Raw genomic sequence first — 15,427 nt, 5'->3', positions numbered from 1 at the left:
AGGGAGGGGCAATCCGCCGCAGGCGGATGGGGAGGGTCTTCTTTTCTCAAAATTTCTTCAGGAAACATAAACGAAGAGTTTATCCCGCTGGCGCGGATTTGCAATCCGTGCCTTGTTCCACAATAACTTCCCGGGAATGTCCACAAAAAAAGCCCGATCTTAAAGACCGGGCTTATCCAATTATATTCCTTTTTAAATCAATCCTAATCTCTCAAAATGCTCCTGGAGATCACAATTTTCTGGATCTCTGAAGTACCTTCATATATCTGAGTGATCTTCGCATCTCGCATTAATCGCTCTACGTGGTATTCTTTTACGTATCCGTTTCCGCCGTGTACCTGTACCGCTTCAACAGTGACATCCATCGCTGTTTTTGATGCAAAGAGTTTAGCCATGGCGCCGCTAAGGTCGTAATTTTCCCCATTGTCCTTATCACAGGCTGCTTTCATCACGAGATGGCGTGAAGCCTCTATTGAAGTATGCATGTCGGCCAGTTTAAAAGCTATAGCCTGGTGGTTCATGATCTCTGTTCCAAAAGCTTTGCGCACTTTCGAATATTCTTTTGCAAGCTCATAAGCCCCGGCTGCGATACCTAAAGCCTGCGCTGCAATCCCAATACGTCCTCCAGAAAGTGTTTTCATCGCAAATTTAAATCCGAAGCCATCTTCGCCAATCCGGTTTTCTTTTGGAACCTTTACATCATTGAAGTTTAGAGAGTGGGTATCACTTCCACGAATTCCTAATTTCTGCTCCTTTGGGCCAATTTCAAAGCCTTTCCAGCCCTTTTCAATGATAAAAGCATTAATTCCCTTGTGTTTTTTTTCAGGGTGTGTTTGCGCAATCACAATGTAATAATCTGCAGTACTACCATTGGTGATCCAGTTTTTTGTTCCGTTAAGAAGGTAGTGGTCGTCTTTTTCAATCGCGGTTGTTCTTTGCGAAGTCGCATCACTTCCGGCTTCAGGTTCAGAAAGACAAAAGGCGCCAATAGATTCTCCTGTGGCTAGTTTTGGAAGATACTTTTGTTTTTGCTCTTCATTTCCGAATTTTTCAATCCCCCAACAAACCAAAGAATTGTTTACAGACATTACTACAGATGCCGATGCGTCTATCTTCGAAATCTCTTCCATAGCCAACACGTAAGACACTGTGTCCATACCGCCACCGCCGTATTCAGGAGAGACCATCATACCCAGGAAGCCGAGTTCCCCCATTTTCTTGATCTGTTCTTTCGGGAATTCCTGTTTTTCATCCCTCTCAATTACTCCGGGGAGCAACTCGTTCTTTGCAAAATCTCGTGCCGCATCGCGGATCATAATATGTTCTTCAGTGAGTTTGAAATCCATTCAGTATATTTTTAGAAAATGTTGAATTTTAAGGTCAAAGATACCCTTTTACATGCGTTTTTTCAATTGAGTTGGCTATTTTTACCGTGATGAACAAAAATAACTATAACGTTGTAGGTGTAATGTCGGGAACCTCCCTTGATGGCATTGATGTAGCCCATGTAAATTTCACCTTTTCTGAAATCTGGTCTTATAAAATTATTGCTGCGGAAACCATTCCTTATTCTCCGGAATGGGAAAAGAAACTTTCTGAAGCAGTAGGATATAATGAAGAACAGCTGCGGCAATTAGACACCGATTATACGAAATTGCTTGGAAATGTCATTTCAGAATTCCTCTCCAAAAATGACATTTTTGACACCCATGCTGTATGTAGTCATGGCCATACTATTAAACACGAACCCGAAAATGCATACACCCTGCAAATTGGCAACCAACCTGAGCTTGCAAAAATCTTAAATTGTAAGGTGGTATGTGATTTTAGGGTGCAAGACGTGCAGCTGGGTGGACAGGGCGCACCTTTGGTGCCTATTGGTGACGAATTGTTGTTTGGGGAATACGATTACTGCCTTAACATTGGCGGTTTCGCAAACATCTCCACCATAAATGGTGGTAGACGCCTGGCTTATGATATTTGCGCTGTAAACACCGTGCTCAATGTGCTTTCCCAACAAATAAACCTGCCGTTCGATAAGAATGGAGAAGTGGCGGCTTCGGGAGAAGTACTGCCAAAGCTTCTGGAGGAGCTCGAAAAAATGCCATTTTACGGACTCCGTCCTCCAAAGTCCCTCGGAATAGAGTGGGTGCAAAAGCACATTTTTCCGCTTTTGAAAAAGTATGATGCTATTCCCGATCTTCTGAGAACCTATACCGAACATGCTGCGGAAATGATCGCCAATGAATTTCGGGATTCTTCCGAAGAAAAAGTTTTGGTAACAGGTGGAGGTGCTTTTAACAAATTCCTGATCCAGGAAATTAAGAAGCGTACTAAAACTCAAGTAGTAATTCCGGCGCCCGAAGTAGTGAATTTTAAAGAAGCTCTAATTTTTGCCTTTTTGGGTGTACTTAAATTAAGAGGAGAGAATAACGTGCTGGGTTCTGTCACAGGGGCTTCAAAAGATCATTCTTCAGGAAAGATTTTTAATCCATAATTCTCATTAGATCATAGACAGGCTGCGGGGGCTACTAAAGTCGCCGGTTATAGTCAATATTTATCTAAGCTGAAAATATAAGCAGGATAGAGGTGCCAGGAGGCAAACCTATCCTGCCCGGGTTTTTAAAAAGCATAAACTGCTGCGAGAATAAAAGAGGATAGATTATCTGTGGGTTCCAGGTCCTGGTTAATAAAGACATCCCTGTCAACGCTGTCAAGTCTTAATTCGGGTTTAATAGTTAAGCTTCCAACAGTATAGTTACCGGTAAGGGTAAAGGCGGTTAGATTCGCGTCAGAATTGTACACTACTGTTTCATCGTGGCCATTTGCCAGTTCTTTAAAGTATTCGGCCCTTAAGCCGATTGCAAAGTTCTCAGAAGTTTGTATTTGCGGGTATAGTGCGACACCATAGAACCCAACATCATCTGTACTATTGTAGGTTGTATTAAGCCCCAGGTAAAAAGCCTCAGAGAAATCCCAGCCGGTGGTGAGATCTATTTGAAAAGTGGGATCGAGACCTGGAGCCTGTTCTCCGTAAATGAGATTTAGGTATGCACTTCCAGAACTATTAGAATAACCAAGTTGAGCTCCAAAGGTATACACTCCAAAAGGATCAAATTCAGTATAATCTGTGGGGTTCATGATGGCTAACATGGCACTCCAGTTATTGTTTAGGGCGATGTCTGCTTTTAAACCGGTATGGGAAAAAGGGCCATAGGAAAACATATACGAAGTGGAGTAGTTGAAATTATCTACGGGTGAAATCACTTCATAGCCTAAAAAGGTATTGAAATCTCCCAGGGTAAGCCGGACATTCTCACTCACGTTATAATAAACGTACAGCTGATTGACAATATTACTGGAGCCCATAGAAAGAAAAACCGCTTCTTCGCCGCGGGGACCAAAAACAAGATCGGCCACGAAACCTATTTTTTCACCTTCATACCCAAGAATGACATTGGCCATTCCTAATGCAAAACCGGGATCATTGGCAAAAGCGGTGGCGGGAGCCTGGGGACCAGCAATTGGAGTTTCCCCATCGGGGCCATAGACATATTTATTGAGGCCATTGAAATTTGTCCTGAAATAGGTGTCTACAGATCCCCCAATACTAAAACCGGGTAATGCTTCTTCCAGTACTTCAGATTCCTGTGCAGAAACAGAAATATTCCACAGCCCGATAGAGGCAAAAATTAAAAATTTCTGCATTTTTGTAATAGTGATTTGTTTCATGTTAAAACTTTGTTTGATTAGTTGAAATGAGTTGAACTGGTTTTTTTGAAATGAATTCAGGAGGGGCGCCCTGCCAGGCGTTCCTCCTTTTTTTATTGTTTTGCAGGTTCTACTTTGCCTGCGAACTCGGCATAAGCATCCATACCATGTTCATGAAGATCGAGGCCTTCCGTTTCTTCATGCGTTTCCATGCGAAGTCCCAGGGAACGTTTAATTGCAAAAAGAATCAAAAATGCCGATACACAGCAAAAAGCCCCAATTACAGCAACTCCTATAAGCTGGTTGAGAAACTGCTCAAAGCCTGCCAGGGCTCCAAATATCCCAACGGCCAGGGTGCCCCATACTCCGCAAATAAGATGTACGGCTACTGCACCTACAGGGTCATCCAGTCTTACTTTGTCAATAAGTGCAACGCCTGCAACAATGAGTATTCCAGCAATTAGCCCAATAAGTACGGCATCTGTAGGAGACATGAGATCTGCTCCTGCGGTGATACCCACAAGACCTCCAAGGATCCCATTCAGGAACATGGTGAGATCATAATTTTTATACCAGATGGTGGATACAAGGAAAGCGGAAATACCTCCGGCTGCTGCGGCAAGACAAGTGGTCACTAAAGTAAGAGAAGTTGCAGATGGATCTGCAGAGAGTACCGAACCTCCGTTAAAGCCAAACCATCCAAGCCAGAGGATGAAAACGCCGGCTGTTGCTAAAGGTACATTGTGACCGGGAATAGCATGAGAGCTACCGTCTTCTCCAAATTTTCCAATTCTTGCTCCCAACAAAGAGATTGCTACAAGTGCAGCCCAGCCACCAACAGAGTGTACCAGGGTAGAGCCGGCAAAGTCATAGAACCCAAGCTCATCAAGGAAGCCACCTCCCCATTTCCAGGAGCCAGCGATTGGATAAACAATAGCAAGGTATATAATGGAAAACATCATAAAAGCTGACAGCTTGATCCTTTCGGCGACAGCTCCCGATACAATAGTAGCCGCAGTGGCAGCAAACATTCCCTGGAATAAAAAGTCGGTCCAGTAGGTATAACCTTCATTGTAGGTAAGATCAAGGGCACCGTCGGCTACCGGAGCGTGTAACCCAAAAAGTCCGACAAAATAGTCGGGGATAATTCCCATAATGAATGAACCTGGATACATGAGGTTAAAACCAATGAGACTATAAAGAAGAAGTCCGGTGCAAATGATAAAAACATTTTTAAAGAGGATATTAATGGCATTTTTTTGCCGGGTGAGTCCCACTTCCAGTAAAGAAAATCCAAGATGCATAAAAAACACCAGTGCGGTGCAGACCATCATCCATACGTTATTAGTAAGTAATTCCATTTTTTATAATATTAAGTTGAATAGTTTTGTAAGTAGTTAATTATGCCAGCGAGAGGGTGCCTCTTTCTTTTGTTCTAATCCTAAAGGCTTCTTCTACCGTAGAGACAAAGATTTTACCGTCGCCTACAGAACCCGTATATGCTGCATCGAGAATTGCCTGTACTGTTTTTTCGAGGAATTCATCAGAAACAACTACGGATATTTTCCTGCGTTGAATGTCTGTTGTGCTGTAGGCGACACCCCTGTATACATGCCCCTGTGTTTCATTACCTACTCCGGTAACATCCCAATAACTGAAGAAATTGACACCAATTTCATGAAGAGCCTTTTTTACATCGTCAAATTTTGACTTTCTAATGATGGCTTCGATTTTTTTCATAAAGAACTAATTTTGTGTTAAGACACATAAAATTATACTAAAAAACTGTTTAAGTCTAAAAAAATAGGGGTTAAGTGTGTAAAAAAAATAGTTTCACATTTTATATCCCTAAAAAATTAGGGGGTAGTAATAAATTATATATTTTTTTATTGCATAAGTAAAATGAAAGCCACTCGTCGGGGTGAGATTTTGTTTTTTCAGAAGGAAATCAGGAGAAAAATTGTGCAAAAACTTCAGAAAAAGATGATTGCGTTCTAAAAAGCTATCAGGTAAGAGAATTCGAATTCATTACTTACAAACTCATCTTTTTTGTGAAATTCAAAATATATCATGCCTATAACACTACGCAATTCATAGTTTTTTATATTTGTTCAGCAATTTTTAAATATTATGAAAGAATTACTTAATCTATATCAAAATAAAGCACCAGAGATTGTTTTTAACTGGAAAGATCCTGAAACCGAAGCCGAAGGCTGGGTGGTGATCAACTCCCTGCGAGGTGGAGCTGCAGGTGGTGGTACCAGGATGAGGAAAGGGCTTGACATGAATGAAGTGCTCTCCCTGGCTAAAACTATGGAAGTGAAGTTCACTGTTTCGGGTCCTGCTATTGGCGGCGCAAAGTCGGGTATAAATTTTGACCCCAATGATCCTCGCAAAAAAGGCGTTTTAGAGCGTTGGTATAAAGCCGTGTCACCGCTGCTGAAAAGTTATTATGGTACCGGGGGTGACCTGAATGTGGATGAAATACATGAAGTAATTCCCATTACAGAAGATTCCGGGGTTTGGCATCCGCAGGAAGGGGTTTTTAACGGACATTTTAAACCCACCGAAGCCGATAAGATCAACCGCATTGGCCAGTTAAGGCAGGGCGTAATCAAGGTGCTTGAAAATAGCAAATTTTCACCCGATGTTTCCCGGAAATACACCGTGGCCGATATGATCACCGGTTATGGAGTGGCCGAAGCCGTGCGGCATTACTATGACGTTTATGGCGGAAATGTGCAGGGGAAGAAAGCCATTGTTCAGGGATTTGGAAATGTAGGTTCTGCCGCAGCGTATTATCTCGCGCAGATGGGAGCAAAGGTTGTTGGGATCATTGATCGTGCAGGCGGGTTAATCAACGAAGATGGTTTTTCTTTTGACGAGATCAGGGAGTTATTCCTGAATAAAGAAGGGAATTCGCTAAAATCGGAAAAGATGATCCCTTTTGAGGAGATCAATGAGCGCATCTGGAAACTGGAAGCACAGGTTTTTGCACCTTGTGCCGCTTCGCGCTTAATTACCCGTGAACAGGTAGATCAAATGGTGAGTTCTGGTTTAGAAGTGATCTCCAGTGGTGCCAATGTTCCCTTTGCCGACAAGGAGATCTTCTTTGGCCCCATAATGGAATATACCGATGAGAAGATAAGCGTGATTCCCGACTTTATTGCAAACTGCGGAATGGCCCGGGTTTTTGCCTATTTTATGGAACGCAGGGTACAAATGACCGATGAAGCAATCTTTAACGATACTTCAATTACCATCAAGAACGCGATTCAAAATACCTTTAACCACAATAGCAATAAGACCAATGTGAGTAAAACTGCATTTGAAGTTGCATTGACAAAGCTGGTGTGATGTTATTATTATGGTAAGCATTTTAATTGTAATTTTTATTGTTGGATACCTGGCAATAACGCTGGAGCATCCATTAAAACTTGATAAAGCAGTTTCCGCCCTCTTAATGGCGACCGTTATTTGGGCCGGAATCGCTTTTGGTTTTAACAAAGGGCTTCTTTCTATCGTAGATTATCACGGGGAAGTTTTTAATATAACTAAAGGAAACCTGGCAGAGCAAATGTGGGGTTTTAAAGCAAATCTCATGCACCACTTTAGTTCTATAAGTGAGATTTTGTTTTTTCTTATTGGAGCAATGACCATTGTGGAGATCATAGATCTTCATCGTGGGTTTGCTATTATTAAGAAAGCCATTGTCACTACCGACAAAAAGAAGCTGCTGTGGATACTGGGGTCTCTTGCGTTCGTACTTTCTGCAGTCATTGATAACTTAACCGCTACAATCATTCTTGTTACGCTGCTGCGCAAGCTGGTTCCTAAACGTGATTACCGGGTATGGTTTGCTGCACTTATTGTAATTGCTGCTAATGCCGGGGGAGCCTGGTCGCCCATTGGTGATGTGACCACTACCATGCTCTGGATAAACAACAAAGTAACGGCAGCAGGCCTGGCAGAGCATCTCATCATCCCTGCATTATTCTGTTTTATACTTCCGTTTGCTGCAGCTATGCGTCTTAAAGCATTTCAGGGAAAAACGGTTTTAAAGAAGAAAGTGATTGATGATGATTCTGAAAGGTTGTTGAGTAGCCGAAAAATGCTTTATGCAGGTTTGGGGGCTATTCTTCTGGTTCCAATTTTTAAGGCCGTTACTGGTTTGCCACCATACATAGGTATGCTGTTTAGTTTAAGCCTTGTCTGGATGCTTTCAGAATATGTAAAGCCGGTGAAAAATATCAGCAAAAACGAAAAGAATTTATACTCAACGCATAAAGCTCTTTCGAATATTGAATTTTCAAGTATCCTTTTTTTCCTCGGAATTTTACTGGCAGTGGCAGGGCTTGAGAGCCTTGTGTTTGGAACTCTTCAGGGGCAGCAGGTTGGTACATTGTTTTATGCCGCCAGTCAGCTTTCTCAGGCGATTCCGAGTATGGATGCAGTAGTGGTAATTCTCGGGGGGCTTTCCGCAGTAATAGATAATGTACCGCTGGTAGCAGCTTCTATGGCTATGTACGATTTCCCAATAGATGACAGGATATGGCATTTTATAGCCTATAGTGCAGGTACAGGAGGTAGTCTTCTCATCATAGGGTCTGCTGCGGGTGTTGCCGCTATGGGAATGGAAAAGATCAACTTCATGTGGTACCTAAAAAACATTGCGCCCCTGGCTCTACTAGGATTTTTAGGGGGAGCTGTTAGTTTTATAATTCTTAATAATTTCTTCTAGATTTATATTTGTGCTTTTAGGTTGTAATAAATCAAAGGCTGTTTATCTTTACAATTAAAATTGTATTCTCACGTTACATAAAAAACCAGATACACAAATGCTATACTTTTTTCAGGAAGATGGTCTTGCCCAGGCCGTAGAGGGGGCAGAGCCGGTAGTAGAGGAAAAAACTCTTTCTTTATTTGACTTGTTTCTAAGCGGTGGAATAGGAGGACAGGTGATCATCTTTATTCTCTTCATACTGTTGTTTGCCGCCATTTACATCTATTTCGAGAGGTTGTTTGCTATCAAGGCAGCTTCAGAAACAGACAGTAATTTCATGAACCAGATCAAAGATAGCGTACTGCACGGCAATATTGAGTCTGCAAGAATTCGTTGTGCTCAGGCTAATTCGCCTGTAGCCAGGCTTACTGCAAAGGGGCTTGATCGTATTGGGAGTCCGTTAGAAGATATCAATACTGCTATCGAGAATGCAGGTCGGCTTGAAGTCTACAAACTCGAAAAGAATGTGAGCGTTCTTGCTACTATTGCAGGAGCTGCGCCTATGATTGGTTTTCTTGGAACGGTTATAGGGATGGTCATTGCCTTTCATGAACTGGCAACCAGTAGCGGGCAGGCCGAAATGGGCGCCCTTGCAGAAGGTATTTACACCGCGATGACCACTACCGTGGCTGGGCTTATTGTAGGTATTATTGCTTATATTGGGTATAACCACCTCGTGGTAAAGACCGATAAGGTAGTGCACCAAATGGAAGCAACAGCAGTAGATTTCCTTGACCTTCTAAACGAACCGGTATAGTATGAATTTAAGAGGCAGAAATAAGATCAGTCCAGAATTCAGTATGAGTTCCATGACCGATATTGTATTCCTGTTGTTGATCTTTTTTATGCTCACCTCGCCGGCTATCACTCCGGAAGCGCTTGATCTTATCCTGCCAAAGGCAAAAGGTAAGACCACGAACAAACAAAATGTGGCGGTGAGTATTACAAAAGACCTACAGGTTTATATCAATAAAGAAAGAGTGAGCAATAGCTCCCTTGAGGCAAGGCTCAAAGAAGTCTTGAGCGGCGAAGAAGATCCTACTATTATCCTACGGGCCGAAGAAGGAGTGCCTATTGAGAAAGCAGTAGATGTGATGGATATTGCCAACAGGAATCGCTACAAGATTGTACTTGCTGTAAAACCTGAATAAATATCTTTGCTTCCTCATTATTTCCTCTAATTGTGGAACTAAGTTTGCGGCATAAATTTTAAGAGAAGAACAAAGTGAAATACCTGGAAACAGAACATGAACGAAAGTCGATGGCAATAACAGTGGTGCTTCACGTACTGCTTATACTGCTATTGCTGTTCTTTGGTTTCACTTATCTCGATCCGCCACCCGAGAACGGCATAGCCATTAATTTTGGAACTTCAGAAGTTGGTTCGGGTACAGAGCAGCCCACTGAGCCCATAAAAACGGCACCCCAGCAAACAGCTGCTCCTGTGACTCCGGTAGAAACCAATATTAAAGAAGAAGTTGTTACCCAGGAAATCACTGAAGCGCCTGTAATTGAGAAGAAGAAAGAAGAAAAGGTAGTTCAGAAGGTGGAAACTCCGGTAAAAAAGGTGGAAGAGCCTGTTAAAAAACCCGATCCCAAACCTTCAAAATCTACTACCGATGCCCTGAGCAGTATACTTAACGGTCCTGCAAACGACGGACAGGCGAAAGGTGGAGAAGGTAACGACCAGGCTGCGGGCGATAAAGGAAGCCCCGATGGCGATCCTAATGCAAAATCATACTACGGAACCGGAATGGGTCTTGACGGGGATGGGAATTATCGTTTGGGTGGCCGTAAAGCCTTAAACAAAGAAAAATTTGTGCAGGATTGTAATGAATCTGGGATAGTGGTGGTTCAAATAGAGGTAAACCGTAACGGGCAGGTTACCCGTGCAATACCCGGCGTTAAAGGAACTACAAACAACGCAACCTGTCTTACAGATCCTGCAAAAAGAGCCGCCCTGGCCACGCGTTTTAACAGCGACGCCGATGCACCTGTAAAGCAGGTGGGAACTATTATCTACAATTTTAAACTTACCGAATAACTTTGATGACTTATACTGAAACTGTTGAGTGGATGTTTCAGCAGTTGCCCATGTATCAGCAGGTCGGAAATAAAGCCTATCGGGTAGACCTTCACAATATTACCAGTCTGGTGAAGCAGCTGGGTGAGCCACATAAGCACTTTAAGAGTATACATGTTGCAGGTACCAATGGAAAAGGGTCTGTTTCACACATGCTCGCTTCGGTGTTGCAGGAGGCTGGCTACAAAGTGGGGCTTTATACTTCGCCACATTTAAAAGATTTTAGGGAACGTATTAAGATCAACGGCGAAATGATTTCTGAAGCCGCCGTGATGCAATTTATTGCATCCAATAAAGCCTTTTTTGAGAAGGAAAGCCTTTCATTCTTTGAAATGACAGTAGGGATGGCCTTTAATTATTTTTCCGAAGAAAATGTTGACATTGCAGTTATTGAAGTAGGGCTTGGCGGGAGACTTGATTCCACGAACATTATTTCTCCAGAACTTTCTGTAATCACCAATATTGGTTTTGACCACGTGAACATCCTCGGTAACACGCTGCCTAAAATTGCTGCTGAAAAAGGCGGGATCATAAAAGAAAATACTCCTGTAGTGATAGGGGAGTACCAGGAAGAGACTTTTCCCGTATTTAAGCGATTGGCTGAATCCAAAAATGCACCATTTTATTTAGCTGAAGACTTCCGAGGAAGATCTTATACTTCCGATCTCAAGGGGCAGTATCAGAAATGGAATATACGCACAGTTTCTATGGCTTTAGATGTGCTGAAGGATCTTGGATGGGAGCTGCGAGAAGAAGCTGCAGAAAAAGGTCTCAAAAATGTCATTTTTAACACTGGGCTTCGGGGCCGCTGGGAAGTGCTGCAGGAAGATCCAAGGGTAATTTGTGATACTGCACATAATAAAGAGGGGTTGGTTTATGCTATGAAACAGCTACAGGAAGAAAAATTTGAGGATTTGCACCTGGTTATAGGCGTGGTAAACGACAAAGATCTTACTTCGGTGCTGCCAATTTTTCCAAAATCTGCAAAATATTATTTTTCCAGACCTAATGTTCCCCGCGGACTTGCTGCGGAAGAATTACAGAAAACAGCAGCCGAAAATGGCATTTTTGGAAAGGTATTTTCTTCAGTTACTGAAGCTTATGAAGCTGCGTTACAAGAGGCTTCTGCTAAAGATGTGGTCTATGTTGGAGGCAGTACTTTCACTGTGGCAGAAATAATTTAATTTTTTTGAAATTATTCTTTGCGTAATTAAAAATGTAGTCTATATTTGCATCCGCATTCAGAGAGAAGCACACTTCAAGAATGCTGAAGTTCATTAAAATATTAGGGCAATTAGCTCAGTTGGTTCAGAGCACCTCGTTTACACCGAGGGGGTCGGGGGTTCGAATCCCTCATTGCCCACACAATTCAAGGCTTCCTTTTTGGAGGCCTTTTTTGGTTTTCAGGGTGATTAGCTCAGCTGGTTCAGAGCACTACCTCGACAAGGTAGGGGTCACTGGTTCGAACCCAGTATCACCCACAAAATGGGGAATTCCCGAGTGATAAAAAGCATATTTCAAACAAACCTCACAGGTTTCCAAAACCTGTGAGGTTTTTTAATTAATAAATTTTCTTATTTCAATATTATCATTTTACAGGAGAAGTTGAGGGCCTCTAGAGCTGTAGCTCATGAGCCCAAAAAAAATCCCAACCCCACAAGCAGGAGCTTGTGGGGTTTTTTCGCTTAGTCCGCAATATTTAATTATTTTATATTTTTCACAATTTGTTTAAAATGTAGAAGCTATGTTTTTATTGTTATCTTTAACACATGCCTTCAGGAGAATTTTTGCTGAAGGATAGATCAGGATAATCTTTTACATTAAATACAAAGTCCCTAACAAAATGAAAACTGCAGAAAAATTCGCGATCAACAACCTGTTGCATCAAAAAAGCTATCTCTCAAACGGTGAATTTATTCCGTGGGAAGGAGAAATGGATGAAGTTTATTCCACAATTTCTACCGGCGCAAGCTACAAACCCACCTTTCTTGGCACAGTGCCTCACATGAACGAGGCTACGGCGCTTGAAGTGCTGGAGAGTGCCTGTAAAGCTTATGGAAAAGGACAGGGGGTGTGGCCAACCATGAAAGTTTCTGACAGGATTGCGGCTATGGAACAATTCGTTTCTCAGATGAAGACCAAGAGAGAAGAAGTGGTGAAGCTGCTTATGTGGGAAATTGGAAAATCCCTTCCCGATTCAGAAAAAGAATTTGACCGTACAGTAGAGTATATTTACGATACTATTGAAGAATACAAGCAGCTTGATCGTGACAGTGCAAAATTTCAGAAAAGGGATAAAGTAAATGCGCACATCAGGCGTGGTCCACTAGGCGTGGTGTTATGTCTGGGGCCATATAATTATCCCCTCAACGAAACTTTTGCTTTGCTTATCCCTGCGCTCATTATGGGGAATACTGTCATTTTTAAACCTGCCAAACATGGAGTGCTTCTGTTGTCTCCTTTACTGGAAGCCTTCAGAAATAGTTTTCCTAAAGGCGTGGTGAATGTGATCTTTGGGAGAGGGAGAGAAGTTGCTGCCCCAATTATGAAGAGTGGGAGAATTGATGTGCTGGCGCTTATAGGTAACAGTACATCGGCAATTGCCCTGCAGGACCAGCATCCTTACAAGAACCGTCTAAGGCTGGTGCTTGGCCTGGAAGCGAAAAATCCTGCTATTATACTTCCAGATGCAGATCTCGATCTTACTATAGAAGAAGTTCTCACCGGTACTTTGTCTTTTAACGGGCAGCGTTGCACGGCTCTTAAAATAGTTTATGTGCACGAAGATATTAGGGAAGAGTTTAATAAAAGATTCGCTCAACGGGTTGATCAACTAAAATTTGGAAACCCGTGGGAACCTGGTGTGAAACTTACGCCACTTCCCGAGCCCAATAAACCGGCATATATCCAGGAACTTATAGATGATGCAAAGGAGAAAGGAGCTTCGGTACTCAATAAAAGGGGAGGGGAAACTTCCGAAAATTTCATTTTTCCGGCTGTTCTTTATCCTGTGACTTCAGAGATGCGGGTTTACAAGGAAGAGCAATTTGGTCCAGTAATTCCTGTAAAGCCTTTTTCTGATATTGATTCTTTGCTCGACGAGATTGCTGCTTCAAATTATGGGCAGCAGGTGAGTCTGTTTGGCAGAAGTATTAAACAATTAGCTCCGCTAATAGATACTATGGTGAACCTTGTGTGTCGTGTAAACCTTAACAGTGCCTGTCAACGCGGGCCTGATGTTTTCCCGTTCACCGGAAGAAAAGATTCGGCAGTGGGCACCTTAAGTGTACACGATGCCCTGCGTTCTTTCTCAATACGGACTTTTGTGGCGTCAAAAGAAAATGATTACAACAATGCCATCATAAGGGAACTCCTGCAAAGCAGGAATTCGAATTTTGTAAGTACAGATTATATCCTGTAAAAGAACAAGCCCCGGTCTATAGAAGATCGGGGCTTATTTTTTCTTTCAGTTAATTGGAATGGTTTACAACAGTTCCAGGGCACGTTCCAGGGCCATGCCCCGGGATCCTTTCACGAGAATGACTCCCCGATTAAATTCTGAGGGTTGGAACCACTGTTTAAAAGCTTCAAAAGTGGCAAATTTCTTCACCTTTTCTGATTCCAAAGAGGTAGCTGCAAAATTTGAACCTATGAGGAAGATTTTGTCAACTTCAGATTTTGCATAGTTCTCAGCTATTTCCTGATGCTCAGCTGCGGCCATACTTCCCAGCTCAAACATATCTCCCAAAATTGCTATTTTAGGAGACAGATCCATCCTACTTAGATTGTCTAAAGCAGCAGTCATGCTTGAAGGATTAGCATTATAGGCATCCATAATGATCTTGCGATTGTTTTTAAGGATGATTTGAGAGCGATTGTTCTGCGGAATGTATTCTTCCAGGGCTTCTTTAATCTTTTCTTTGGGTACTTTGAAGTAGGTGCCTATGGCGTAGGCTGCAGCCATATTTGCGCTGTTGTATGCTCCGGTAAGATTTCCTGTGATCTCATTTTCTTCGGCTTTGATCCCGGCAAAAGAGTCGTGACTGGTATATTCTACTTGAACATTGGCCGCTGGTGTGGAGCCGAAAGTGAAATTTTGAGCATATTCCTGTTCCTCCTTTTGTAAAGGATCATCAAGATTCAAAAAGAGCATTTTTTCGTTCTTTTTTAAATATTGATAGAGTTCTTTCTTTCCTTTTATCACTCCTTTAACTCCACCGAATCCTTCAAGGTGTGCCTTGCCAAAGTTGGTGATGTAACCAAAATCCGGGAGGGCAATATTGCAAAGGAAGGTAATCTCTTTTTGATGATTTGCTCCCATTTCAACTATTCCCAGTTCGGTTTCACTGTTCATAGACAGCAAAGTAAGAGGAACCCCTATGTGGTTATTGAGGTTGCCAACAGTTGCTACTGTTTTGAACTTTTTTGACAGTACTGCATTGAATAATTCTTTGGTGGTAGTTTTGCCATTACTGCCGGTAAGGGCGAGAATGGGAATTTTGAGGTGCTGGCGGTGAAACGTGGCTAGTTCCTGAAGTGCTTTGAGGCTATCTTCAACTTTTATAAACCTATCGTTATTCTCGAGGGTGGTATCAACTACAGCGTAAGCTGCACCTTTGTTAAGAGCTTCAGAAGCAAATTCATTTGCATCGAAATTTTCCCCTTTTAGAGCAAAAAATATGCTGCCATCCTTAATTTTTCGGGTGTCGGTGCTAATTCTGGAGCTGGTGAGAAAAAGCTTATGGAGTTGAGGTATGTTCATGAATTAAAACTATAAAAAAAGAGGCTGTCTGAAAAGTAATTTTTAGGCGGCTTTTTTGTTGGTAGATATTTAAAGGAGTGGTTTTTTC

The 15,427-nt window shown here is 42.3% G+C and carries 13 protein-coding genes and 2 tRNA genes; 10 read left to right on the top strand and 5 right to left on the bottom strand.

The window, feature by feature from the left end; translation table 11 throughout:
* Positions 1–203: 203 nt before the first annotated feature.
* Entirely contained in the window at positions 204–1,346 is a 1,143-nt protein-coding gene (locus tag OQ279_RS16930) for an acyl-CoA dehydrogenase (RefSeq protein ID WP_266071249.1), read from the bottom strand.
* A gap of 89 nt (positions 1,347–1,435) precedes the next feature.
* On the opposite strand from OQ279_RS16930, the gene OQ279_RS16925 reads away from it, so the two are divergent.
* Complete coding sequence (locus tag OQ279_RS16925) at positions 1,436–2,497, top strand: anhydro-N-acetylmuramic acid kinase (protein ID WP_266071248.1); 1,062 nt, start codon at positions 1,436–1,438, stop codon at positions 2,495–2,497.
* A 125-nt stretch (positions 2,498–2,622) separates the two neighbouring features.
* Here OQ279_RS16925 and OQ279_RS16920 read toward each other — a convergent pair whose 3' ends face one another.
* The 3 genes from OQ279_RS16920 to OQ279_RS16910 form a co-directional block, all read right to left on the bottom strand.
* Positions 2,623–3,732, bottom strand: a complete 1,110-nt coding sequence (locus OQ279_RS16920; protein ID WP_266071246.1) for a porin — start codon at positions 3,730–3,732, stop codon at positions 2,623–2,625.
* A 92-nt stretch (positions 3,733–3,824) separates the two neighbouring features.
* On the bottom strand, positions 3,825–5,072 hold the full coding sequence (locus OQ279_RS16915) for an ammonium transporter (RefSeq protein WP_266071245.1): 1,248 nt from the start codon (positions 5,070–5,072) through the stop codon (positions 3,825–3,827).
* A 40-nt stretch (positions 5,073–5,112) separates the two neighbouring features.
* A complete protein-coding gene (locus OQ279_RS16910) occupies positions 5,113–5,451 on the bottom strand; it encodes a P-II family nitrogen regulator (RefSeq protein ID WP_266071244.1) in 339 nt (112 codons plus the stop codon).
* 390 nt (positions 5,452–5,841) lie between these two features.
* Here OQ279_RS16910 and OQ279_RS16905 point away from each other — a divergent pair, with 390 nt between their 5' ends.
* From OQ279_RS16905 to OQ279_RS16865, 9 genes are all read left to right on the top strand, one after another.
* A complete protein-coding gene (locus tag OQ279_RS16905; protein ID WP_266071243.1) occupies positions 5,842–7,068 on the top strand; it encodes a Glu/Leu/Phe/Val dehydrogenase dimerization domain-containing protein in 1,227 nt (408 codons plus the stop codon).
* A gap of 10 nt (positions 7,069–7,078) precedes the next feature.
* The gene (gene nhaD, locus OQ279_RS16900; RefSeq protein WP_266071242.1) at positions 7,079–8,452 is read left to right on the top strand and encodes a sodium:proton antiporter NhaD; all 1,374 of its coding nucleotides are present in this window, start codon (positions 7,079–7,081) and stop codon (positions 8,450–8,452) included.
* Positions 8,453–8,549: 97 nt separating this feature from the next.
* A complete protein-coding gene (locus tag OQ279_RS16895) occupies positions 8,550–9,251 on the top strand; it encodes a MotA/TolQ/ExbB proton channel family protein (RefSeq protein WP_266071240.1) in 702 nt (233 codons plus the stop codon).
* Between the two features lies 1 nt (position 9,252).
* Positions 9,253–9,645: an ExbD/TolR family protein gene (locus OQ279_RS16890; RefSeq protein WP_266071239.1), complete on the top strand. Its 393-nt coding sequence runs from the start codon at positions 9,253–9,255 to the stop codon at positions 9,643–9,645.
* Between the two features lie 74 nt (positions 9,646–9,719).
* The gene (locus tag OQ279_RS16885; protein WP_266071238.1) at positions 9,720–10,538 is read left to right on the top strand and encodes an energy transducer TonB; all 819 of its coding nucleotides are present in this window, start codon (positions 9,720–9,722) and stop codon (positions 10,536–10,538) included.
* Between the two features lie 5 nt (positions 10,539–10,543).
* The gene (locus OQ279_RS16880) at positions 10,544–11,761 is read left to right on the top strand and encodes a bifunctional folylpolyglutamate synthase/dihydrofolate synthase (RefSeq protein ID WP_266071237.1); all 1,218 of its coding nucleotides are present in this window, start codon (positions 10,544–10,546) and stop codon (positions 11,759–11,761) included.
* Positions 11,762–11,865: 104 nt separating this feature from the next.
* Positions 11,866–11,940 (top strand) — tRNA-Val (locus OQ279_RS16875).
* Positions 11,941–11,983: 43 nt separating this feature from the next.
* Positions 11,984–12,058 (top strand) — tRNA-Val (locus tag OQ279_RS16870).
* Positions 12,059–12,420: 362 nt separating this feature from the next.
* Positions 12,421–13,998, top strand: coding sequence for an NADP-dependent glyceraldehyde-3-phosphate dehydrogenase (locus tag OQ279_RS16865; protein WP_266071236.1), 1,578 nt, complete (start codon positions 12,421–12,423; stop codon positions 13,996–13,998).
* Positions 13,999–14,061: 63 nt separating this feature from the next.
* Here OQ279_RS16865 and OQ279_RS16860 read toward each other — a convergent pair whose 3' ends face one another.
* Positions 14,062–15,339 (bottom strand): UDP-N-acetylmuramoyl-tripeptide--D-alanyl-D-alanine ligase, encoded by a 1,278-nt coding sequence (locus OQ279_RS16860; protein WP_266071235.1) that lies wholly within the window; start codon positions 15,337–15,339, stop codon positions 14,062–14,064.
* Positions 15,340–15,427 lie beyond the last annotated feature (88 nt).

Source organism: Salinimicrobium profundisediminis (assembly GCF_026241755.1).
Classification (GTDB): domain Bacteria; phylum Bacteroidota; class Bacteroidia; order Flavobacteriales; family Flavobacteriaceae; genus Salinimicrobium; species Salinimicrobium profundisediminis.
This window is presented reverse-complemented; position numbering and strand designations above follow the sequence as displayed.